20 protein-coding genes are annotated in these 22,003 nt (G+C 42.7%); 15 read left to right on the plus strand and 5 right to left on the minus strand.

Annotation, left to right across the window (positions count from 1 at the left end; translation table 11 throughout):
* Positions 1-60: 60 nt before the first annotated feature.
* A complete protein-coding gene (gene recO, locus IGI69_RS06785) occupies positions 61-834 on the plus strand; it encodes a DNA repair protein RecO (RefSeq protein WP_438740169.1) in 774 nt (257 codons plus the stop codon).
* Here recO and IGI69_RS06790 read toward each other — a convergent pair.
* A complete protein-coding gene (locus IGI69_RS06790; protein ID WP_218213011.1) occupies positions 828-1,634 on the minus strand; it encodes an AraC family transcriptional regulator in 807 nt (268 codons plus the stop codon). The two genes, recO and IGI69_RS06790, sit on opposite strands and share 7 nt — an antisense overlap.
* Before the next feature lie 121 nt (positions 1,635-1,755).
* Between IGI69_RS06790 and IGI69_RS06795 the strand changes: the two genes are divergently transcribed.
* From IGI69_RS06795 to glyS, 5 genes are all read left to right on the plus strand, one after another.
* Positions 1,756-3,768 (plus strand): beta-galactosidase, encoded by a 2,013-nt coding sequence (locus IGI69_RS06795; protein WP_438740171.1) that lies wholly within the window; start codon positions 1,756-1,758, stop codon positions 3,766-3,768.
* On the plus strand, positions 3,768-5,525 hold the full coding sequence (locus tag IGI69_RS06800) for a glycoside hydrolase family 35 protein (RefSeq protein ID WP_373192008.1): 1,758 nt from the start codon (positions 3,768-3,770) through the stop codon (positions 5,523-5,525). The genes IGI69_RS06795 and IGI69_RS06800 overlap by 1 nt, the downstream gene beginning before the upstream one ends.
* Positions 5,526-5,823: 298 nt before the next feature.
* Complete coding sequence (locus IGI69_RS06805) at positions 5,824-6,063, plus strand: hypothetical protein (RefSeq protein ID WP_015509542.1); 240 nt, start codon at positions 5,824-5,826, stop codon at positions 6,061-6,063.
* A 15-nt stretch (positions 6,064-6,078) separates the two neighbouring features.
* Positions 6,079-6,990: a glycine--tRNA ligase subunit alpha gene (gene glyQ, locus IGI69_RS06810; protein WP_005225852.1), complete on the plus strand. Its 912-nt coding sequence runs from the start codon at positions 6,079-6,081 to the stop codon at positions 6,988-6,990.
* Position 6,991: 1 nt separating this feature from the next.
* Entirely contained in the window at positions 6,992-9,064 is a 2,073-nt protein-coding gene (gene glyS, locus IGI69_RS06815) for a glycine--tRNA ligase subunit beta (RefSeq protein WP_438740172.1), read from the plus strand.
* 145 nt (positions 9,065-9,209) lie between these two features.
* Here glyS and IGI69_RS06820 read toward each other — a convergent pair whose 3' ends face one another.
* Positions 9,210-9,887, minus strand: coding sequence for a response regulator transcription factor (locus IGI69_RS06820; protein ID WP_016610236.1), 678 nt, complete (start codon positions 9,885-9,887; stop codon positions 9,210-9,212).
* Between the two features lie 18 nt (positions 9,888-9,905).
* Positions 9,906-11,051 carry a sensor histidine kinase gene (locus IGI69_RS06825; protein ID WP_123834839.1) on the minus strand — a complete coding sequence of 382 codons (1,146 nt, stop codon included), beginning with the start codon at positions 11,049-11,051 and terminating at the stop codon, positions 9,906-9,908.
* Positions 11,052-11,295: 244 nt separating this feature from the next.
* Here IGI69_RS06825 and IGI69_RS06830 point away from each other — a divergent pair, with 244 nt between their 5' ends.
* From IGI69_RS06830 to IGI69_RS06845, 4 genes are read left to right on the plus strand one after another with little or no spacing between them, the layout of a single operon-like run.
* On the plus strand, positions 11,296-12,525 hold the full coding sequence (locus IGI69_RS06830) for an efflux RND transporter periplasmic adaptor subunit (RefSeq protein WP_118214906.1): 1,230 nt from the start codon (positions 11,296-11,298) through the stop codon (positions 12,523-12,525).
* A complete protein-coding gene (locus tag IGI69_RS06835; RefSeq protein ID WP_118214905.1) occupies positions 12,509-13,183 on the plus strand; it encodes an ABC transporter ATP-binding protein in 675 nt (224 codons plus the stop codon). Before IGI69_RS06830 ends, IGI69_RS06835 begins: the two co-directional genes overlap by 17 nt.
* Entirely contained in the window at positions 13,180-14,385 is a 1,206-nt protein-coding gene (locus IGI69_RS06840) for an ABC transporter permease (protein WP_438740173.1), read from the plus strand. The genes IGI69_RS06835 and IGI69_RS06840 overlap by 4 nt, the downstream gene beginning before the upstream one ends.
* Positions 14,386-14,401: 16 nt before the next feature.
* Positions 14,402-14,971, plus strand: coding sequence for a hypothetical protein (locus IGI69_RS06845; protein WP_254777448.1), 570 nt, complete (start codon positions 14,402-14,404; stop codon positions 14,969-14,971).
* Between the two features lie 71 nt (positions 14,972-15,042).
* Here the strand turns inward: IGI69_RS06845 and rlmD are convergent, their stop codons facing one another.
* Entirely contained in the window at positions 15,043-16,419 is a 1,377-nt protein-coding gene (gene rlmD, locus IGI69_RS06850) for a 23S rRNA (uracil(1939)-C(5))-methyltransferase RlmD (RefSeq protein ID WP_438740174.1), read from the minus strand.
* Positions 16,420-16,533: 114 nt separating this feature from the next.
* On the opposite strand from rlmD, the gene recX reads away from it, so the two are divergent.
* The 4 genes from recX to IGI69_RS06870 all read left to right on the plus strand — a co-directional run bounded on the left by recX (position 16,534) and on the right by IGI69_RS06870 (position 20,222).
* Positions 16,534-17,328, plus strand: coding sequence for a recombination regulator RecX (gene recX / locus IGI69_RS06855; protein WP_438740175.1), 795 nt, complete (start codon positions 16,534-16,536; stop codon positions 17,326-17,328).
* Complete coding sequence (mutY, locus tag IGI69_RS06860; RefSeq protein ID WP_438740176.1) at positions 17,321-18,472, plus strand: A/G-specific adenine glycosylase; 1,152 nt, start codon at positions 17,321-17,323, stop codon at positions 18,470-18,472. The genes recX and mutY overlap by 8 nt, the downstream gene beginning before the upstream one ends.
* 93 nt (positions 18,473-18,565) lie before the next feature.
* Positions 18,566-19,099: a nucleoside tri-diphosphate phosphatase gene (ntdP, locus tag IGI69_RS06865; protein ID WP_005225863.1), complete on the plus strand. Its 534-nt coding sequence runs from the start codon at positions 18,566-18,568 to the stop codon at positions 19,097-19,099.
* A gap of 160 nt (positions 19,100-19,259) precedes the next feature.
* Positions 19,260-20,222, plus strand: coding sequence for an N-acetylmuramoyl-L-alanine amidase (locus IGI69_RS06870; protein ID WP_438740177.1), 963 nt, complete (start codon positions 19,260-19,262; stop codon positions 20,220-20,222).
* Positions 20,223-20,289: 67 nt separating this feature from the next.
* Here the strand turns inward: IGI69_RS06870 and IGI69_RS06875 are convergent, their stop codons facing one another.
* Positions 20,290-20,724 (minus strand): GNAT family N-acetyltransferase, encoded by a 435-nt coding sequence (locus IGI69_RS06875; protein ID WP_438740178.1) that lies wholly within the window; start codon positions 20,722-20,724, stop codon positions 20,290-20,292.
* A gap of 141 nt (positions 20,725-20,865) precedes the next feature.
* On the opposite strand from IGI69_RS06875, the gene IGI69_RS06880 reads away from it, so the two are divergent.
* Positions 20,866-21,981, plus strand: a complete 1,116-nt coding sequence (locus IGI69_RS06880; protein ID WP_010748066.1) for an AI-2E family transporter — start codon at positions 20,866-20,868, stop codon at positions 21,979-21,981.
* Positions 21,982-22,003: the final 22 nt, after the last annotated feature.

A 22,003-nucleotide genomic window follows, 5' to 3' on the forward strand; every position in this document is an offset into this window, starting at 1 on the left:
AGGAAAAACTGATGCAGTCAGCGAACTGGATCAGTTTTTTTAAAGAAATGGGGTGCGACGATGAATCTTGTTGAAACAAAAGGAATCTTACTTTTTTCAAAAGACCATAAAGAAAAAGACAAGCTAGTCAAAATCTTTACGGAATCTGCTGGGAAGCAAATGTTTTATGTCAAGGGTGCCCATCGGAAAAATAACCCCTTGGCACCAGCGCTGCTCTCCTATACTGAAGCCACCTACATGGGAACCATCAAAACGGAAGGCTTGTCCTTTTTAAACAATGCCAAAGACATCCATCCTTTTCGTACGATCCAAAGTGATATTTTTATTGCTGGTTATGCAACCTACTTATTGAATTTGGCTGATTCTGCTATTGATGATCGGGTCTATGACCCACATCTATACCAATTTTTACATGAGGCCTTGCAATTAATGGATCAAGAAAACGACGCAGAGATCATCACCAATATCTTTGAGATCCAGATTTTGCACCGTTTCGGGATCACCCCGAATTGGACCCATTGTGCGATCTGCGGAAAAACCGACGGTCGGTTTGACTATTCCTCAAAATATAGCGGTATTTTATGTGAACAGCACTGGGGGATGGACGAACGTCGTTATCATGCTGATTCTCGGGCGATCCATTTTATTCGCTTATTTTCGCAAATATCCTACGAGCAGATTGCATCAATCAAATTAAAGCCAGAAACGAAAGCCGCGATCCGACGAGTGATTGATTTATTATATGATGAATATGTGGGCATTCATTTAAAAAGTAAGAAGTTTATCGATCAGATGGGGCACTGGCAAGACGTCTTAAAACCGAAAAATCAATGATAGAGTTGGCGAAACTTCAATGGAGTTAAGCCGACTCTTTTTTTGAATAATGCTGTAAAGTGACTTGCATCTTGAAACCCCACGGCGAAGGCAGCTTGTTGAATGGGCAGATCTGGCTGTGCCACCAAAAGCTCTTTGGCTCGGGTCATGCGGTAGTTCAATAAATATTGTGCAGTAGATTGCCCCAAAAAACGTTGGAACAAACGTGAGAGATACTGTGGTGACACATAGACGAGCCCTGCTAGTTCTTTGATCGTGATCGCCTGATCGTAATTCGTTTCGATTTCTTGTATAACGGGAACCAGATATTGTTGGAACAGCGGGTGTTTTTCTGTTGGATTCCCTAAGCGTTCTTGCATGATCGTCAATAAAAAGCGGTAACATTCGCTAGAAGCCCGTAGCGGGTCCCAACTGATTTGTTGGTCTTCTTTGATCCGTTGATTGATCCAGGTGACATAAGAAAAGGTTTCTGACTCTTCAGCTAATATATAGGGCTGATTCGTGTACTGCTTTAACACCTCAGCTGCCAAAGGGCCTTGGAATGTGGCGAAGGATGTTTTCCAGTTAGTCAATGGATAGTAGCGATGGGGCGTAAAAGGAAAAATCAAAATGCCTTCATTCGGACGTAAGATAAACGATTCCTGACCAAATGTGATTCGGCCTTCCCCTTGCTCGGTTTGCAGCCAATGGAAGTAGGGATAACCATCAGGACGAGCGACGTCATCTTGCGCCCAATCGTTGCCGATGCTTTCAAGAGATAAAGGCAGCTGCTGATTGGTTTGATAAAAGTAGATAGGCATAGTGTACCTCCGTGTTTCGAAAAGTTATAAAATAGTGTTTCATGTATTATACTACAATAGAATGAAAAGCCTTACAATAAGAGAGTAGAAATCATTTTATTTTAAAGGAGCGTTCACTTACATGACAAAATTTTTTGATAGAATTCTATTTGGCGGCGATTATAATCCCAATCAGTGGCCGAAAGAGATTTGGGAAGAAGACATTCGGATCTTTAAAAAAGCAAGTATCAATAGCGCGACCGTCAATGTTTTTTCATGGGCAAAGATCCAACCCTCTGAAAATTGTTATGATTTTGAGGAATTGGATCAAATCATCGAAAAATTAAGTACGGAAGGCTTCGACATCGTCTTAGCCACTTCCACAGCCGCTTTGCCAGCTTGGATGTTTAAGAAGTATCCAGAAGTCGTTCGCACCGATTATGATGGACGCCATCATAAGTTTGGGCAACGGCACAATGCCTGTCCCAACAGTTTGGTTTATCAAACATACGCAGAACGCTTGGCAACGAAATTAGCCGAACGTTACGGCGAAAATCCACAAGTGACTTGTTGGCACATCAATAATGAATACGGCGGCGAATGTTATTGCGACAACTGTGAAAAAGCGTTTCGTGTCTGGTTAAAGGATAAATATCATACGATCGAAGCACTGAATAAAGCCTGGAATATGGAATTTTGGGGGCATACCGTGTATGAATGGGATGAAATCGTGCTGCCAAATGCGCTGTCAGAAGGAATCGGCTATGACAAGACGGCATTTGCAGGAATTTCTATTGACTACCGACGGTTCAACTCGGATAGTCTTTTAAAAAACTACATGATGGAGCGGGACGCTATTCGGAAAATCGATCCCACAACACCGATTACAACGAATTTGATGGGAACCTTTAAAGGACTGGATTATTTCAAGTGGGCAAAGGAAATGGATCTTGTTTCGTGGGATAATTATCCATCGTACAATACGCCATGGAGCTTAGTAGCCATGACCCATGATTTGATGCGCGGGTTAAAACAGCAGCCTTTTATGCTGATGGAACAAACACCTTCCCAACAAAACTGGCAGCCTTATAATTCATTAAAAAAACCAGGACAGATGCGGGCGCAAAGCTACCAAACGATTGCTCATGGGGCAGATACGATCCAATACTTCCAATTGCGACGTTCCATTGGTGCTTGTGAGAAATTCCATGGCGCGGTCATCGAACATGTCGGTCATGAAGACACGCGGGTTTTCCGAGAAACAGCCGCTCTTGGGGCTGAATTAGCACAGCTTTCAGACATCATTGGCACGCAAACCCAAGCACAGGTTGCTGTGATTTTCGATTGGGACAATTATTGGGCATTAGAATACACGAGTGGTCCGACCGTTGATCTGAAATATGTAGAACAGATCCATCGCTACTATCGCTATTTTTACGACCAAAATATAGCGGTCGATTTGGTTCCCGTGGATGCTGACTTATCAAAATACAAGCTAGTCGCAGCTCCGGTTCTTTACATGATCAAAGAAGGGATGCAAGAGCGGCTCACTGATTTCGTTAAGCAAGGTGGTGCCTTACTTACGACGTATATGAGCGGCATCGTTGATCAATCAGACAATGTTCACTTAGGCGGCTACCCTGGACCATTACGGGAATTAGCTGGCATCTGGGTGGAAGAAATCGATGCATTAGCCCCAGAACAATCAAACGGGGTTTCGTTAGTCAATGAAGAACTCACAGGAACAAGTAATTTAGTCAGCGATTTGATTCATTTAGAAAACGCCGAAGCGCTAGCGCATTACACGAGCAATTTCTATGCAGGAATGCCGGCAGTGACCAAAAATACATTTGGCGATGGAACCGTCTATTACTTCGGTGGACAGTTGGAAGATCAGCTGCAAGATCAGCTTTTCAAAACGATCGTCGAAGAGTCCGATATTACCCCAGTGATCGAGGAGGCAACAAAACTAGAAATTGCCTGTCGTGAAAATGAAGAGGCGAAATTTTTCGTCATCATCAATTTCCACGAAGAAGCACAACCGCTGCCAGAAATGTTTGTTGGAAAAACGGATCTTCTGACGGGTAAGGTTCTTTCTTCAGAAATGATGCTGACGCATTACACCACCTATATCGTCAAAGAGGGGCGTAACTGATGCGAACTTTTGCTATTGAAGATGACTTTTATTTAGACAACAAGCCTTTTAAAGTGATCTCTGGAGCGATCCATTATTTTCGTGTCGTTCCTGAATATTGGCAAGACCGCTTAGAGAAACTACGCTTGATGGGCTGTAATACCGTCGAAACCTATGTTCCTTGGAATCTTCATGAAGCACAGGAAGGTGTCTATCAATTTGATGGGATCCTTGATTTGCGGCGATTTATCCAAACGGCACAAGAAGTAGGGCTTTATGTCATCTTGCGACCAGCACCTTATATTTGTGCGGAGTGGGAATTTGGGGGACTGCCTTATTGGCTATTGCAAGACCCTATGATGAAGCTTCGGTTTGATTATCCCCCATTTATGGAAAAAATCACTCGTTATTTCGCCCATTTGTTTCCACAAGTGCGGGATCTGCAGATCACCCAAGGCGGTCCGATTATAATGATGCAAGTAGAAAATGAATACGGCAGCTACGCCAATGATAAAGAGTATTTGCGGAAAATGGTGGCTGCGATGCGGCAGCATGGTGTAGAAACGCCGTTAGTGACCTCTGACGGACCTTGGCACGATATGCTAGAAAACGGCAGTATCAAAGACTTGGCATTGCCTACGATCAACTGCGGCTCCAACATCAAGGAAAATTTTGAAAAACTTCGAAAATTTCACGGAGAAAAACGGCCACTGATGGTCATGGAATTTTGGATCGGCTGGTTTGATGCCTGGGGTGACGACCAGCACCATACGACCTCAACACAAGATGCAGTAAAGGAATTGCAGGATTGTTTAGCATTAGGTTCTGTCAATATCTATATGTTTCATGGCGGGACCAACTTTGGCTTTATGAACGGGTCAAACTATTATGAACGCTTAGCGCCGGATGTCACTAGCTATGATTACGATGCCTTGTTGACAGAATGGGGAGAACCTACTGCCAAATACCAAGCCTTCAAAAAGGTGATCGCTGACTATGCGGAAATTCCTGAGTTTCCCTTGAGTATGGAAATTGAGCGAAAAGCTTATGGAACATTCTCAGTGAAAGAACGAGTCTCCTTGTTTTCGACGATCGACACGATCAGTCAACCGATTATAAGTAATTACCCGTTATCGATGGAAGCCTGCAATCAAGCGACAGGTTATATCTATTATCGCTCACTGATTGGGCCTGCTCGGAAGATTGCCGACTACCGTCTGATCAATACGATGGATCGTGCCCATACGTTTATCAACCAGGAACTTTTGCGCATCGATTACGATCAAGAAATCGGTCAAACCTACAGTTTCGATTTATCAGAATCAGAAAACGAGTTGGGGATCTTGGTGGAGAATATGGGGCGGGTCAATTATTCTGTAAAAATGAACCATCAGCACAAAGGCATCAAAGACGGTGTGATCATCAATGGCGCCTTCCAAAGCAACTGGGAAATCTATCCCTTACCGATGGATAATTTGCATGCCATTGATTTCCAAGGAAAATGGCAAAAAGGACAACCAAGTTTCTCACGCTTTGAATGTGTTTTTGATGAATGTGCAGATACCTTTATCGAATTGCCAGGCTGGGGTAAAGGGTTTGTCCAAGTCAATGGTCATACGATCGGCCGTTTTTGGGAAAAAGGACCGCAGCAGCGCTTGTACGTCCCAGCACCGTTTTTAAAAATCGGAATGAATGAGATCATCGTTTTTGAAAGTGATGGGAAAATCGCTGATGAGATCGTCTTTCATGATCAGGCGGATTTAGGCCCAGAAGCATAAAAGTTCAAATTAATCATTGACAAACCCTAGCTTCAACTACTATCATAAGGGTAATCGAATCCGTGCTATGATCGGAAGAAAGAAAGAAGACCATTCCATGAAGCGAACTTGGGAGAGTGAAAGCCAAGTTGGAACCTTATTTCGCAGGCGTCCGTGAGCATGATCAATGAAGCTGCCGACTTGTCGGAAGTAGGGTGGAACCGCGAATTTATCGTCCCTATATCTATACACTTTGTATAGATATAGGGACTTTTTTATGTTTCACACCAAGAATAGCCAAAAACAAAGGAGGGTTTTTATGTTATTTGATATGACGATTCCAGCAAGTGCGTTTACCGAAAAAAAGCTCAAAGTATTAGCAAGTATTCCACTGCAAGTTCGCCTTTTAAAGGATGAACAGCTTTTACATGAATTTACAACGAGCCCAGACCAAATGCTTTACGACTTATCGGATGTTTTAGAAGCAGATGTCGTGGTCGAAGTGAAATTGATTCCTGGATCAGTTGTCGAATTTTATCCTGTCGTCAATGCGTTATAAGAAAGGAAGATAAAGATGAGTAAACTAACTGTGCAAGAGATGATTTTGACCCTGCAAAAATTCTGGTCTGAAAACGGCTGTATGCTGATGCAGGCCTATGATACAGAAAAAGGGGCTGGGACCATGAGCCCATACACATTTTTACGTGCAATCGGTCCAGAACCATGGAACGCCGCTTACGTAGAACCTTCTCGCCGTCCAGCTGATGGCCGCTACGGGGAAAACCCAAATCGTTTGTATCAGCACCACCAGTTCCAAGTCGTGATGAAGCCTTCTCCTGAAAATATCCAAGAGCTTTATTTAGAAAGCCTGCGTCTTTTAGGGATCGATCCATTAGAACATGATATTCGTTTTGTCGAAGATAACTGGGAAAATCCTTCGATGGGTTGTGCAGGTCTTGGTTGGGAAGTGTGGTTAGACGGGATGGAGATCACTCAGTTTACTTACTTCCAACAAGTCGGCGGCTTAGCATGTAAGCCAGTGACATCAGAGATCACTTACGGCTTAGAACGTCTAGCATCTTATATTCAAGAAGTTGAAAGTGTCTACGATCTTGAATGGTCTGCAGGTGTCAAATATGGTGAGATTTTCCGCCAACCTGAGTATGAACATTCAAAATATTCCTTTGAAGTCAGTGACCAAGACTTGCTTTTAGGGAACTTCGATCGTTTTGAAAAAGAAGCAAAACGCTGTATCGATGAACGCTTAGTTCATCCAGCTTACGACTATATCTTAAAATGCAGCCATACCTTCAATTTGTTGGATGCACGTGGTGCAGTCTCCGTCACTGAACGTGCTGGGTACCTCGCACGTATCCGTAACATGGCACGTCAAGTAGCAAAACTATTTGTAGCAGAACGGGAAAATCTCGGTTATCCATTGCTTGATCCAGAAGTGGCGCAAAAACTGATTGAGGAGGGAAAATAAGATGGCACAAAACCTATTATTAGAAATCGGCTTAGAGGAATTACCTGCGCATGTCGTAACCCCAAGTATGAAACAATTACAAGAAAAAACGGCAGCTTTCTTAGATGCTCATGCATTGCCTTATACAACGATCGAAGCCTATTCCACACCTCGCCGCTTGGCTGTCTATGTCACCGGTATTCCTGAAAAACAAGCGGATACGCAAGAAGAGGTCAAAGGACCAGCGAAAAAAATCGCGTTAGATGATGCAGGCAATTGGTCGAAAGCAGCTCAAGGGTTTGTTCGTGGACAAGGATTGACAACCGATGACATCACCTTCCGTGAATTAAAAGGTGTTGAGTATGTCTATGTAACGAAACATACCCAAGGTCAACCAACCGTTGAGGTATTGAAAGGATTGCAGGAAGTAATCACGAGTTTGACGTTCCCAGTAACGATGCACTGGGCAGACTACGATTTTGAATATATCCGACCAATTCATTGGATCGTAGCACTCTTTGGTGAGCAAGTCATTCCTTTCCAAATCCTTGATATTGTTACCGGTCGCGAGTCAAAAGGTCATCGTTTCTTAGGTGAGGCGGTCACGTTTGATCATGCGGACGACTATTTGGAAAAAATGAAGCATCAATTTGTCATCGCTGATCCAAGCGAACGTCAACAAATGATCACCGCACAAATCAATGCGATCGCTCAAGAAAACAACTGGCGGATCGATTTAGATGAAGACTTACTAGAAGAAGTGACAAATCTAGTTGAATACCCAACAGCCTTTGTAGGGGACTTTGAAGAAAAATATCTTTCTGTCCCTGAAGAAGTATTAGTTACTTCTATGAAAGAACATCAACGTTACTTCGATGTCCGCACCCTTGACGGAGAATTGCTGCCGCACTTCATCTCTGCCCGCAACGGGGATGCTGTGAAGATCGATAATGTCATCAAAGGAAACCAAAAAGTCCTGACCGCTCGTCTAGAAGATGCTGAGTTTTTCTACAATGAAGACAAAAAGCTGACCATTGACCATTGCGTGGAAAAACTTAAGCAAGTCACCTTCCACGAAAAAATCGGCAGCTTATATGAAAAAATGCAACGTGTCGGACTAGCAGCGCAAATCATCGGGAAGACCGTTGGTTTAACACAAGAAGAACTGACCGACCTTCAACGGGCAGCTCAAATCTATAAATTTGATTTAGTGACCAATATGGTAGGGGAATTCCCTGAGTTGCAAGGGATCATGGGGGAAAAATATGCCCTGATCCAAGGAGAGAAACCAGCAGTTGCCCAAGCGATTCGTGAACACTACATGCCGATCTCAGCAGAAGGCGAGCTGCCACAATCAAAAATCGGGGCTGTTTTAGCGATTGCGGATAAATTAGACAGCTTACTTGCTTTCTTCGCTGTTGATATGGTTCCAAGCGGTTCAAACGATCCTTATGCTTTACGCCGTCAAACCTACGGGATTATTCGCATCTTAGCTGAAAAGCGCTGGTACTTCCCATTTGCTCAGTTGCAAGAAGAAATTCGGGAAGCCATTAATGCTCAACCAGAAGTTTTTGGGATTCAACTTGCCGCTGGTCAAGAACAAGTGACCGATTTTGTGAAAGGTCGTCTGCGTCAATTCTTACTCAGCAAAAATACGCGTCATGATGTCATCGAAGCTGTCTTAGGCGCACGTCAAGCAGACATCAGTACGTTGTTTGAAACGGCTCAAATGTTAAGAGAACATCTGCAGGACAACGACTTCAAACCATCGATGGAAGCTTTGACACGGGTGATCAATTTAGCGAAAAAAGCCGAATTGGATCAAGCAGCAATTGATCCTGCCTTGTTTGAAAACGACTCTGAAACTACCTTGTATGAAGCGGTCTTAACAGTAGAGGACAAGTTCCCACATCAAACGATGGAAGAAAACTACCAAAGCTTAGTGGCACTGCGCCCATTGATCGAAGCTTATTTTGATCAAACAATGGTCATGGTGGAAGATGAACAGATTCGCCGCAACCGTTTTGCCTTGTTGGATAAAATCGCGAAGATGAGTCTGGCAGTGGCTAGTTTAGATGCTTTGATTACGAAATAAAAGAAGCTTGCAGTTGCACGTTTCTAAATAAAAAAAGCTGGAACTGAAAGAATCAGTTCCAGCTTTTTTCTATGTTTCTCGATTTACTTGTGTTCAGTCCCAAGAAAACCGTCCTTTTCGTACAATGAAAGGACGGTTTTTGGTGTTAAATTTTATAGCCGATCCCCCAAACGGTTTTGATATAAGAGGACTTCTTGTGGGTATCGTGCATTTTTTCCCGAAGGTTTCGAACGTGGACCATGATGGTATTATTGGAAGACGTGTAATATTTTTCGCCCCAAACCTCTTGAAACATTTCCTCAGAGCTTACCACTTGGCCTTTTCGCTCCATCAATAATTTTAAAATGGAAAATTCGATGGGCGTCAGGGAAAGTTCTTCTTCTTGCAAGAAACATTTTCGCTTATTGACATCTAATTCCAACTCCCTCACGATCAATTTGTTTTGATCTGAGCCGTTGTATTGGGTCGAGCGGCGTATCTGAGCTTTCACCCGAGCGATCACTTCCAACGGACGAAAGGGCTTGGTGATGTAATCATCGGCACCAATTGTCAAACCAGTGATCTTATCGATTTCCTCAGATTTAGCTGTCAACATAATAATTGGATAATGATGCTTTTTGCGGATGATTTTACACAGGTCAAAGCCTGTGATATCTGGCAGCATGACATCAAGAATCGCCAAAGAAAAGCTGTTTTGCTCGATCTGTACCTGAGCTTCATTCCCATCTGCACAAGTGATGACAGAAAAATTTTCGTTTCGTAAATAAAAGGCAATCAAATCTGAAATTTCTTTTTCATCTTCAACTAAAAGTATCTTTTCCACTCGTATTGACCTTCCTTTTCAGTTAACTGACTTTCTCGTTTTTTCGTGTTGGTTTGTCGCTAAAGGCAATGTGACGATCATTTGAATCTCATTGTTCTTGCTAGCAGCTCGGATCGTTCCCTGATGCGCCAAAATAATTTCTTTGGCGATCGCCAATCCGAGACCTGCTCCACCTGTCTTGGTTGAACGAGCTTGATCCAGACGATAAAATTTTTCAAATAATGCCTCCAATTGTTCTTGTTCGATCGGCTCACTTTGATTCGCTAGGATAAAAGTTGCTGCTTGTTCGTCCACGGTTAGCTGCATTATGATCGTGGTTTGATCAGGCGCATAGGCAATGGCATTTTTTAACAGATTGTTTAACACTCGCGCCAACTGTTCACTATCGGCTTTTAATTTCAAGCTCTCTGGTCCAGAGTAGCAGATGGTTTGTTCTTTTTCTTTTAGCAGCGGATAGAATTCTTCTTGGATTTGCTTCAGTAAGAAGACGAAATCAAGTTCCCGTTGATACAATTGGATGTCTTGCAGATTAAAACGGGTGATGTCGAAAAATTCATTCATCAGCGTTTCCAAACGCTCAGACTTTTCTAAAGCAATCGTCAAGGATTGCGTCATTTGTTCATTGGTCAAGTTTTTCGTATCCAACAATAGGTTGAGATAGCCGATCACTGAAGCTAAGGGAGTCTTTAAGTCATGCGCCAAATAGGTGATCAAGTCCTTGGTGCGCTGTGTTTCTTCCTTTAAAAGAGCCTCATTGCGGTTCATCGTATCTTTTATTTTTAATAATTCATGATCGATCGCTAGGCTGCCCGTGGAACTTGCTTCCGATTGAGAGAAAAAGAGCTGAATTCCTTCGGCGATCCTTGCAATTTTTTTTCTTGAAACATAACGATAACTAAAATAGCAAATCAAGGTAACGGCAAAAACGAGGAAGAAGGAGAATGCCAAGAACAATTGTTTAATAGGGCGCCAGTCGACAAAGGTACCAACGATCATCCCGCCTTCGCCATCACTTGTTTCCACAACGCCATCTGTAACAAGGTTTGACAAAAAATTATCTAGCACCATTTGAATGAGTCTCGTTTCCTTTAATAGCCATAAGGCACCTACCAATAAACAAAGACCAAACAATGAAAAAATTAATAAAGAGGTTTTCGTACGCATGAAACAGTCCTTTCTAACTCGTTCTTGATTCTTTCTTGATTATAGCAAAGAGGAGTAAGAGCGAATAGCTAATTCTTCTTAAGAATTCTTCATATTAATAAAAAAAGAATGGAAAAATTCTATTTTCTTAAGAAATCTTCAGCAGATATTAAGAGAAACGTTTAAAACAGAAATTGATACAATGGTTAAATAAAGGTGGTCATTCGATTAACCAATCAGGAAGGTGAGATGTTTGAGAAAGCATATGAACAAATCAAAAAAGAGTTTCATGATCATCAGTAGTTTACTGATCATCGGCAGTTTAGGCTGGACGAGTGCCTGGGGGATTGCTCGTCGTGAAGAACCTTCCATCACTCAAATAACTTTGCAAGATCTGCAACCGAGAGCAGATTTTTACTTAGTAGGAGTCGTTGAACCAGCAAGAACGGTTGAAGTCAAGGTGGATAGCTCAAGAGGATCAGTTGTTGAGAAAAAAGTAGAGGCAGGGGATCAAGTCAAAGCAGGGCAAGCTCTTTTTGTTTACTCTAACCCTGAGGGGGCTTTGGCCATTAAAGAAGCAGAACAGGCGACGGCAAATCGCTCGAGAGCTGTGGAACAAGCAAGACGGCAAACGAATCAAAAATGGGAACAATACAATAAGGTCACGAATCAGCTGGAGGAGACGAAACAAAAAATTGCCAGTGCGGAAGAAGAGGACAAAGAAGGGCTGGAAGATCGTAAAACCGATTTGGAAATGCAGCAAAGTCAATTACTGCTAGAAGCGCAAAACTTGGAAAGCAGCATTGGCGATGCCGAATTAGAGCTGGAACGGGCAGAATTAGAACTACGTTCAGTCAAAGAGCAACATGGCTCAGACGTCGTGGAAGCCGAAATTGATGGAATCGTTAAAGACGTGGACGAGCGACAAATGAATCGAAGCGCAAGTGAAGCGGCTCCAGAGAATCCTTTTATGACGATCGTTGATACCAGTCGGCTCTTTTTAAAAGGGACTGTGGATGAATTTCGCCGCAATCAACTTGAGCCTGGTCAAAAAGTTGAACTTAGAGACCGTAATGGCGGCAGTCAGCGATGGACTGGAAAGATCACCCGAGTTGGGGATATGAAAGAGCCTTCGGTAGTGGTTGAAGAACAAGGCGCAAACCCTAATTTGTCGCAATTTAGTTTTGAGGTCGTTTTAGATGAAAGTGAAGAGCCACCTAGTATTGGCATCCATTGTTTTGTAGAACGCATTGAGGAAGAGCAAACCGCGATCAAGCTGCCCAAATCTTTCGTGTTTTATGAAGAAGATAGGCCCTTCATCTACGTCGTTGAGGACTATAAAATCAGTAAACTATCCGTGGAAATCATGGAAGATGAAACGGATGAAGCCATGTATCTGTTAGAAAGTGAACTGGATATGCAAGTGGTGCTCGTCTTCCCAACAGTTCGGATCCAAGAAGGAATGGATGTGAAACCAAATGATCCAACTGATTGATGTCTGCAAAACGTTCCCACAGGGCACTAGCGAAATTCACGTTTTGAAAAAAATCAACTTAACAATCAATGCTGGCGAGTTTGTTTCCATCATGGGCCGATCAGGATCAGGCAAGTCGACCTTGATGAATATTATTGGCTGTTTAGACACGCCAACAATGGGCAGCTATCTACTCGATGATAAAAATACCAGTCAATTGAGTGAAGATGAACTGTCCGAGATCCGCAATCAAAAAATCGGCTTCGTGTTTCAAAATTTTGAACTGTTGCCCAAACTATCCGTTTTACAAAATGCTGCCTTACCGCTCTTGTATGCTGGTGTCAATCAGGAAGAACGAACGACTCGAGCAATTCACGCCTTAGAAAGTGTCGGATTAAGGGATCGGATCGATTTTAGGATCAATCAGTTGTCAGGGGGGCAAAAACAACGAGTAGCGATCGCTCGGGCATTAGCAGGAGAAGCAAATGTGATTTTAGCAGATGAGCCGACGGGTTCTTTAGATACCGCTAATAGTCATGAGATCATGGCGCTATTTACTAAGCTGAACCATCTAGGAAAAACAGTGGTTTTGATTACCCACGAACAAGAAGTCGCGGACTATGCAAAGCGGCAAATCGTCATTAAAGATGGTGAAGTTGTTGAGGAGGGCGCAAGATGACCGAAAATATTCGCTTGGCCATTCACGCAATCTACCAGCATCGTTTGCGTTCCTTGTTGACGATGCTAGGAATCATTGTCGGGATTGCCTCCATCATTTCCATTGTGAGTATCATCAACGGAAATACTGAGAACATGAAAAAGCAGCTGATTGGTGGTGATACTAACTCGATGCGGATCGAATATGACGCCAGAAGTGCTTTTTTAGCGGGCGAAAGCGGCAGAAATGATCGTTTGCCTGATTACGCCCCGCAACTATCAGAAGGAGAGCTGCAAAAGCTGTTGACTATTGATCATGCCAAAAACGTTAGCTTGTTCTATGAAGCCAATCTGACAGTTTTCCAAAGAGACCAGCAAACCGATACGATAGTGCTAGGCATGGATGGCGGGTTCTTTGAAATTTTGCCCCATACGATCCTTGCTGGCAGAGCAATGAGTGAAACCGAATTGCAGACACAAAAACAAGTTGCGGTGATTACGAAAGATTTGGCGGAAATTTTTTTCTCGTATCGTGATCCTATCAATCAACTGATCGAAATCAGTGGGACGCCCTTTCGCATCGTTGGCGTAGCTGTTTCTGACACGGAGCAACTGTCAGGAAAATATGTCTTCATCCCTCGAGGCAGCCAAAGTTTCGTCGAAGGAAAGCTCAACCAAAGGCCAACAGTGCTGTTTCAGGCGACGAATGCGGACGTCTTAGAATCAGCAGTCGTCCAAGCCAGCCATGAATTGACCAAGAGTATTCCGCCTTCAGATTTTGTTTTTTCCATTCGCAACTATGATGAAGTGCAGAAAATGACCGATGATATCAATCGATCGAATATGATTTTACTGGGGGGAATTGCTAGCATTTCCTTACTCGTCGGTGGGATCGGAGTAATGAATACGATGCTGGTCAGTGTGACAGAGCGTACCAGAGAGATCGGTTTGAAGAAAGCATTGGGTGCCAAACGTAAAGTGATTTTGCAGCAATTTTTGACAGAAGCAATCGCTTTATCGGTGATCGGGGGGCTGATTGGCATCATCGTCGGTCTGTTGATCAGTCTGATCGCTTTGCGTCTGTTAGAGTATCCGATGACGATCTCATTGTTATCCATTTTGATCAGTGTGTCATTTTCAATGCTGATCGGTACTATTTTTGGTTACTTACCCGCTTATAAAGCGTCGAAATTAAAACCGATCGAAGCATTACGCTATGAATAAAAGGAAGGTGTTTTTTATGATAAAAAAACAAACAGCAATTATCTTGTTTGTGGCATTACTTAGTGGTTGTGGTGTTGCTACGAATGACCCACAGACAAACAACGACAACGTACCCATCAACAACCAAGTCAATACGCCGCAAACGCAAACACAATCAAGTCAAAGTGGAGACGAGACGCAAAATAATCACGATCAAATCGATCAAACCGATCAGACAAAAGCACAACAAGTGACTCAGACAGATGCAGAGCGAGCGAATGAGGAATTGGCACAAGCAGATGAAACGGGCACACTCATTTTTATTGATGGTGATCGTTTTGAGATGGAGTTGACGAACATTTCTCAAGGAACAGGGGAAGACGGCGAAGTCTTTGATATGGCGATCGCATCTGAGGAAAGATTATCCTTTACGATTACTAGCGAGACTGAGATAAAAGTAATTCTATATGATGCGCAATCACATAATTCTCGAATCGTGGAGGGGTCACGTGCGGATCTGCAGCTTGAACGATCGGTAAGTCTTTATGGGCAGCGAGTAGGGGACACCTTTATTGCCACGAAAGTCCTCGTCTTACAAATCAATTAATCGTTATACTTAAAAGACAACGAAAACAGCATTCGCCCGACAGATCACAAGATGATTTGTCAGGCGAATGCTTATTTGCGGGTCAATTTTACCACTACTTCGCAGCGGGCGGTTTGTGGAAACATATCTACTGATTGCAGATATTCTACGTGAAACACTTTGGCTAATTGGACCAAGTCTCTTGCTAAAGTAGAAACATTACAAGATATATAGACCATCTTCTTCGGTGGTTGTTTCAGCAAAGCTTGCAATAATCGTTCATCCAAGCCTGTCCTTGGCGGATCAACAATGATGCTATCAGGTTTGAAGCCTTCATTGAACCATTTTGGTAAGAGCTCTTCTGCAGTCCCCGTTTCATAATGGGTATTTTGGGCATCAATGCGGCGTGCATTTTCTTGGGCATTTTCAATTGCTTGAGGAATAATGTCCATGCCGCGGACTTCTTTGGCATATGGAGCCACGCTCAACCCAATCGTTCCCACACCGCAATAGGCATCAACGACTGTTTCATTTTTGCTCAAGTCAAGGGCTTTTAACCCTTCTTGATACAAGATGCTGGTTTGCTGTGGATTCAGCTGGAAGAATGCGCGGGCGGACAAGTCGAAGGTCAGTTCATTCAACCGTTCTTCGATCGCTTCTTTGCCCCAAAGATGAATCGTTTCCTCTCCCATGACGACGGACGTTTTTTTGTTTTGCACATTTTGCATGATGGAAACGACTTGCGGCAAGCGCTGATTGATCTCGCGAATCAGCGCATTTTTTTGCGGCAGTTTGACAGAGTTGGTAATGAACACGACTTGAACTTCGCCAGTCGCGATCCCGATACGAACCATCAATGTCCGTAGAATCCCGCTGTTCTTGCGTTCATCGTAAATCGGGATCTGGTATTTATTCAACAATTGGACGATGCCGTTGATCACTTTTTGTGTATCTTGTTCTTGTACGAGGCAATCATCAATGGCGACTAAGCGATGAGACTCCATTTCGTATAAACCCGCTTCGATTCGTTTGGTTTGACTGTTGTAACGCAATTGAAATTGTGCTTTGTTGCGGTAATGCCAAGGAACATCCATGCCTAAAGTATCCCTTAATTCAAACTGTTGGTAGCCTTTTGGCTTAAATTTTTCAAGTGCTTGTTTCAATAGGTCTTTTTTGAAGTCTAATTGTTTGTCGTAGACTAAGTGCTGCAATTGGCAGCCGCCGCACCGGTCGTAAAACTTGCAGGGTGGTTGGATGCGATCGCTGCTTGGCTTGATGATTTTGGTCATCTTGGCTTCCGCAAAGCGGGGAGATGCTTTGGTGACTTCGGCAATGACCTGTTCCCCCGGCAGAACACGGGGAACAAAGATGATCAGCTTTTTGTAATACCCGATGCCTTCTCCGTTGATCCCCAAGCGTTTGATCGTTAGTTGTAGTTTTTGTCCAAGCTGGACTTGTGTATTTGCCATGTGAACTCCTTAAATAAAATAGTCAGTTCATTTTACCACATTTTTTCAGCTTGATTAGAAGGAATTTCATCGTAGTTGTGGTAAAATAGAATGTACGTTCGCGAGGTGAAGAAGATGAATACAATTATTCGTATCAATAAAGGAAAAGGACCATTTTATGAAGTGGCGACATCAGAAGGTGAAACACTGCGGGTCTCAGAAGATCTTTTGGTCCGTTTTCGGCTATTAAAAGGCAAGGAACTGAGTGAAGAAGAATTAAAAGAAATCAAAAAAAGTGCGGGGTTTGATTTAGGATTGCAGCAAGCCATGAACTATATCAGCTATCAGCTGCGTTCTGAAATGGAAGTCCGTACCTATTTGAAAGACAAAGAAATCGAAAAACAAGACCGAGACTTAGTCGTTGAACGTCTGAAAGAGCTGAATTTGATCGATGACAAAAACTACGGAGAAAGCTACATTCGCACCCAAGTCCGTATGAGTGATAAAGGACCCGTGGTCATCAGTCAGCAATTGAGAAAAAAAGGATTAAAAGATCCCGTGATTCAGGAAGTATTGCCTTTGTATACCGAGGAAATGCAGTTTGAAGTCGGTTATCATACGGCTGAAAAAGCGATGCGTCGTTTTCACAACAAAAGCCATAAAGAAATGGTCCAAAAGATAAAAATGCATTTGATGCAAAAAGGTTTTCATCAAGGAGTCATTCAGATGATTTTGGATGAATTACCGATGGAAAAAGATGAGGACCAAGAAAATGAAGCGCTCCAAAGAGAAGGTGCCCGACTTATGCGGCGGCATCAGCGGTTACCGTTGATGAAACGAAAAATGAAAATCAAGCAAGGCCTTTATCAAAAAGGGTTTGCCATCGATGATATACAACGATTCTTAGATGAGGAAGTAATGGATGAGTAAGCAATGGGAAACTTGGGATGAAGAAAAAATCAAGACGTTCCAAGAAACATTTTTAACTTGGTATCATAAAGAAAAACGCAATCTCCCTTGGCGGGCGACCAACGATCCGTATGCAATCTGGATCTCAGAGATCATGCTTCAACAAACACGAGTGGAGACAGTGATTGGCTATTTCTATCGTTTTATGGAACAATTCCCGACGATCCAAGACTTGGCGGCAGCCGAAGAACAAAAGCTTTTAAAGGTTTGGGAAGGTCTAGGTTATTACTCTCGTGCCCGTAACCTTAAGGCTGCCGCCCAGCAAATCGTTGCCGAATTCGACGGAGAAATGCCCCAATCAATTGAGGAGATTCGCTCACTAAAAGGAATTGGTCCCTACACAGCTGGAGCCATTGGCAGTATTGCTTTTGGCTTGCCAGAACCGGCAATCGATGGAAATGTGATGCGGGTCGTCAGTCGGTTATTTTGTATCGAAGCAGATATTGCGAAAGCCAGCAGCCGAAGACCATTCGACGAAGCGATGAGAACGATCATTTCCCCCGATGAACCCGGTGAGTTTAATCAAGCCTTGATGGATCTTGGCTCACGAATCTGTACACCCACCACACCGAAATGTGAAGAGTGTCCCATCAGTCAGTATTGTCTTGCTTATGCGCAGAATCGACAAACAGACTTTCCAGTGAAATCGAAAAAAGCAAAGCCAAAAGATGTCTATTACATCGCAGGCGCCATCGAAGATCAAGGCTCGTTTTTACTCGTTCAGCGACCTGAAACAGGCTTATTGGCTTCTATGTGGCATTTTCCATTGGTAGAAGTGACGAAAGAACAGTACGAGGCTCTGCAGCGAGCATGGGCAAAAGAGGAGCAGCTGCAGTTGGATTTGATTGCCGAAGATGATGCGCTCGAGATTTTTCCTGATCTGCCTGTCGTTTGGCAAAAACGACATTTTGGCGAGATCACTCATATCTTTAGTCATTTGAAATGGCACGTCCTTTTATTTTACGGCAGAAAACGTGGAGAGCTCACGTTACGAGACAGCGAATGGGCAGCAAAAGAATCCTTTCAAAACTATGTTTTCCCAAAACCTCAGCAGAAATTGGTGGATCAATTAAAGAAATATCAGAAACTCGATAAAGATTTCTAGGCAAAGCTTTCTTTTATTGCTATAATATTAACGATGTCGGTGTAATGAACACCCAAACAAAACGCAAGTTTTCTTGCTGAGGGAAGGGTTGCTATGCGAGTTCCAAAAGAAGGAGAGTTTGTCAGCATTCAAAGCTACAAACATGACGGCAATTTGCATCGAACGTGGCGGGATACGATGGTCTTAAAGACCAGTGAATTCTCAGTGATAGGGGTCAACGATCATACATTAGTGACCGAATCAGATGGAAGACGCTGGGTTACCCGTGAACCAGCAATTGTATATTTTCATAAAAAATACTGGTTTAATGTTATTGCAATGATTCGAGAAAAGGGGGTTTCCTATTATTGTAATCTTGCTTCACCGTATTTACTTGATGAAGAGGCATTGAAATATATCGATTATGACCTTGATATCAAAGTATTTCCTGATGGCGAGAAACGTTTACTAGATGTGGATGAGTATGAATTGCACAGTAAGATTATGCAATATCCGCAAGACATTGATTTTATCTTGAAAGAAAATGTCAAAATTTTAGTAGATTGGATCAATAATGGCAAAGGACCCTTTTCGCAAGGGTATGTGGACATTTGGTATGATCGCTACAAGCAGTTGTCTCAAAAATAAGTGAAATGGGTCGGATCGCTCATTTTTCCCGAGAAACTTCAACCATTTCGGTTGAAGTTTTTTTGTGCTGTGAGAGGGTTGCTTCTAGCAGTTGCCTTTAAGTTCTGTTTAAGCTGCTAGTCCCATGATAGAAAGACCAAGAAAAAAGTGGGGGAAGCAAATGAAGAAAAAAGGGAAGCTTGTTATCGGTACTACCATGATTCTAATTTTTGCGGCAGGTTTTGCCGTGTTGAGAAATGATCATTTTGTTCAAGAAGAGACTCAAGAAAGCACGGCTCAAACCGAGTCGGACGCACAAGCAGAAGAGGTCGCTCAAACGGCAAGCATGGTCCAAATTTACGTGGATCCCTCAGAATACGATGCAACGATTGAAAGTGAGAACGATTATGTATCGATCTATCAGACAACAAGTCAAGAGACCGTCATCGGGAAGATCCACCGTGGAAGTTGGGCAACCGTACTTAGTCAAACAGAAGAGATGGTTGAAATCCAAACTGACGATGGAATAACAGGTTACATTGAAAAGCATTCTGCATCCATCCAAGAAGTTCCACTTTCGGAGACGCCGAAAAAATTGTCAGACTATAAAGTCGTTCTTGATGCGGGGCACGGCGGCGAAGATTCTGGGGCACTGTCAACGGATCAAACGATCCTGGAAAAAGATTTGACGTTAGCCACCGTCCAAACGATCGGCGAAGTACTGACACAAGCGGGAATTCAAGTCAGTTATACACGCACCGAAGATCGCTATTTAGCGCTGTCTGAAATTACTGCAGCTTCACTCTCGGAGGAACCAAATCTATTTATCAGCATTCATTACGATAATTCAGAGCTACCAAACAGCAATCAAGGACTGACAACTTACTATTACTATACTGGGGCAAAAGAGATGGCAGAAACGATCACTTCCAGTTTGAGTAGTTCAGTGGCACTGAGTTCCAACGGCACTCGTTTTGGTAACTATTATGTTTTACGAGAGCAATATATTCCAGCAGTTTTGTTGGAGTTAGGCTATCTGAACAGTGACACTGATCTGGCAGTGATTACAAGTGAAGGCTATGATCAAAGGGTGGCGCAAGCACTGCTTACAGCGATTGAAGAGATCGTTGAAGCAGAGGAATAAAAAGCAGCGACCCCAAAACAGAGAAAGGATCTGTTTTGGGGTCGCTGTTTTAAGTAATCACTGCTCGTTAAAAGGTTTTGCTCATTTTGATATGGGGCATATCCGCGTCTAAAAAGACATCGCCTTCAGGCTGATAGCCTAACTTCAAGTAAAATTCTTTGGCAGTTAACTGTGCCCCTAAGGTGACTTTTTTGATTCCTTGTTTTTGAATGAAAGCTTCCGCTCCCTCGATCAACTGCCTGCCGTAACCTGAACCTCGATGAGCAGCTGGCACCGCCATTCGCTGTAATTTCACCTCATGATCAGAGATCGGTAAAAAACGTAAGGTTGCTACTGCTTCATTGTCATCGTCATATAAGACGACATGAACAGCCAATGCCTCATTTTCATCTACTTCTAATGCTAATGGAACTCCTTGCTCTTTTACGAACACTTGATTTCGTATTTTCAATGACGCCAAATAGATCTCACTTAGCGTATCTTTTGTTTGTGCGATATGCATAAAAAACTCACCTCAGCTATGATTTCTCCGTTATTTTTATTAGTATACCACTTTTTTTACAAATTTCTTTTTTTTGCGGCTAAAGTCGCAAGCTTTTTTTTACAAAATCAACTATAATGTTATAAAAAAGGAGGGAATCTTTTGTTCGACAAATTCAAACAATCAAAACTGTTCTTTTGGTCATTGGAAGCATTGGTTTTAGTGACACTCGTGTTTGTGTTAAGTAAAGTCAATTTTCTATTTGCACCGATTGGCACGTTTTTTTCTACTTTATTTGCACCAGTATTGATTGCTGGCTTTCTGTATTATCTGCTAAATCCAATCGTCCTATTTTTGATGAAAACCACAAAAATAAAACGACTGTTTGCTGTCATATTGGTTCTATTGTTATTAGTAGCAGCAATCATCTTGATTTTCGTCAGCGTTATTCCTAATCTGGTGAGTCAGATTACTTCATTGGCGGAAAATATTCCAACATTTGCCAAAAATATGGAAAGCTGGATCTCAAGAATCGCAGATGATCCATTTTTCAAACAAATCGATATCGCGCAGCAGTTAGAAAACCTAAATCTTTCTTATGGTTCTTTGCTGCAGCAGTTTCTTAGTGGATTATCCACTAGCTTAGGATCGATCGTCAGTACGATTGCTTCCGCGACGATGATCATCGTTACAGTTCCATTCATCCTTTTCTACATGTTGAAGGATGGAGAAAAGCTAGTTCCTAATCTGAAAACAGTCTTTCCAGAAAGAAGACGAGATCAGATTGTTGGGTTGCTAGGTGACTTAAACAAGACACTATCCAATTACATCAGTGGGCAAGCGATCGAATGTATTTTTGTCGCTACCTTCACATTTATTGGGTACTGGATGATCGGCGTCAACTATGCCTTTCTTTTTGGGGTGATCGCAGGGGTCACAAACTTGATTCCTTATTTAGGTCCGTATCTTGGCTTGATTCCGGCAGTCTTAGTAACGGTCTTTGATGAACCCTTCCGCGCATTGCTGTGCTGTGTCGTGGTACTAGTCGTCCAACAATTAGATGGAAATGTTATCTACCCGAATGTGATCGGAAAATCATTAGCGATCCATCCATTAACGATCATCTTGGTTTTATTGGTCGCTGGAAATCTGGCAGGTTTGCTGGGAATTTTCTTAGGAGTACCGTTTTACGCAATTTGTCGGACGATCGTGGTCTTTATTGTTCGTCTGATCAAAGATGACAAAATCAAGAAAAATCAAGAACGGTTGATCGAGTAATCAATGACTGGTGTTTTTTATT

Origin of the sequence: Enterococcus sp. DIV1083b, from assembly GCF_051713705.1 — a bacterium.
In the GTDB taxonomy this organism is placed as follows: Bacteria; Bacillota; Bacilli; order Lactobacillales; family Enterococcaceae; genus Enterococcus_D; species Enterococcus_D casseliflavus.

What these genes read in the sequence shown, in the direction of transcription:
- IGI69_RS06800 (WP_373192008.1), top strand. Translation starts at nt 3,768, where the DNA reads ATGCGAACTTTTGCTATTGAAGATGACTTTTATTTAGACAACAAGCCT.
- IGI69_RS06805 (WP_015509542.1), top strand. Translation starts at nt 5,824, where the DNA reads ATGTTATTTGATATGACGATTCCAGCAAGTGCGTTTACCGAAAAAAAG.
- recO (WP_438740169.1), top strand. Translation starts at nt 61, where the DNA reads ATGAATCTTGTTGAAACAAAAGGAATCTTACTTTTTTCAAAAGACCAT.
- IGI69_RS06875 (WP_438740178.1), bottom strand. Translation starts at nt 20,724, where the DNA reads ATGCATATCGCACAAACAAAAGATACGCTAAGTGAGATCTATTTGGCG.
- recX (WP_438740175.1), top strand. Translation starts at nt 16,534, where the DNA reads ATGAATACAATTATTCGTATCAATAAAGGAAAAGGACCATTTTATGAA.
- glyQ (WP_005225852.1), top strand. Translation starts at nt 6,079, where the DNA reads ATGAGTAAACTAACTGTGCAAGAGATGATTTTGACCCTGCAAAAATTC.
- IGI69_RS06840 (WP_438740173.1), top strand. Translation starts at nt 13,180, where the DNA reads ATGACCGAAAATATTCGCTTGGCCATTCACGCAATCTACCAGCATCGT.
- IGI69_RS06790 (WP_218213011.1), bottom strand. Translation starts at nt 1,634, where the DNA reads ATGCCTATCTACTTTTATCAAACCAATCAGCAGCTGCCTTTATCTCTT.
- IGI69_RS06825 (WP_123834839.1), bottom strand. Translation starts at nt 11,051, where the DNA reads ATGCGTACGAAAACCTCTTTATTAATTTTTTCATTGTTTGGTCTTTGT.
- rlmD (WP_438740174.1), bottom strand. Translation starts at nt 16,419, where the DNA reads ATGGCAAATACACAAGTCCAGCTTGGACAAAAACTACAACTAACGATC.
- IGI69_RS06830 (WP_118214906.1), top strand. Translation starts at nt 11,296, where the DNA reads ATGAACAAATCAAAAAAGAGTTTCATGATCATCAGTAGTTTACTGATC.
- mutY (WP_438740176.1), top strand. Translation starts at nt 17,321, where the DNA reads ATGAGTAAGCAATGGGAAACTTGGGATGAAGAAAAAATCAAGACGTTC.
- IGI69_RS06845 (WP_254777448.1), top strand. Translation starts at nt 14,402, where the DNA reads ATGATAAAAAAACAAACAGCAATTATCTTGTTTGTGGCATTACTTAGT.
- IGI69_RS06870 (WP_438740177.1), top strand. Translation starts at nt 19,260, where the DNA reads ATGAAGAAAAAAGGGAAGCTTGTTATCGGTACTACCATGATTCTAATT.
- IGI69_RS06795 (WP_438740171.1), top strand. Translation starts at nt 1,756, where the DNA reads ATGACAAAATTTTTTGATAGAATTCTATTTGGCGGCGATTATAATCCC.
- glyS (WP_438740172.1), top strand. Translation starts at nt 6,992, where the DNA reads ATGGCACAAAACCTATTATTAGAAATCGGCTTAGAGGAATTACCTGCG.
- IGI69_RS06835 (WP_118214905.1), top strand. Translation starts at nt 12,509, where the DNA reads ATGATCCAACTGATTGATGTCTGCAAAACGTTCCCACAGGGCACTAGC.
- ntdP (WP_005225863.1), top strand. Translation starts at nt 18,566, where the DNA reads ATGCGAGTTCCAAAAGAAGGAGAGTTTGTCAGCATTCAAAGCTACAAA.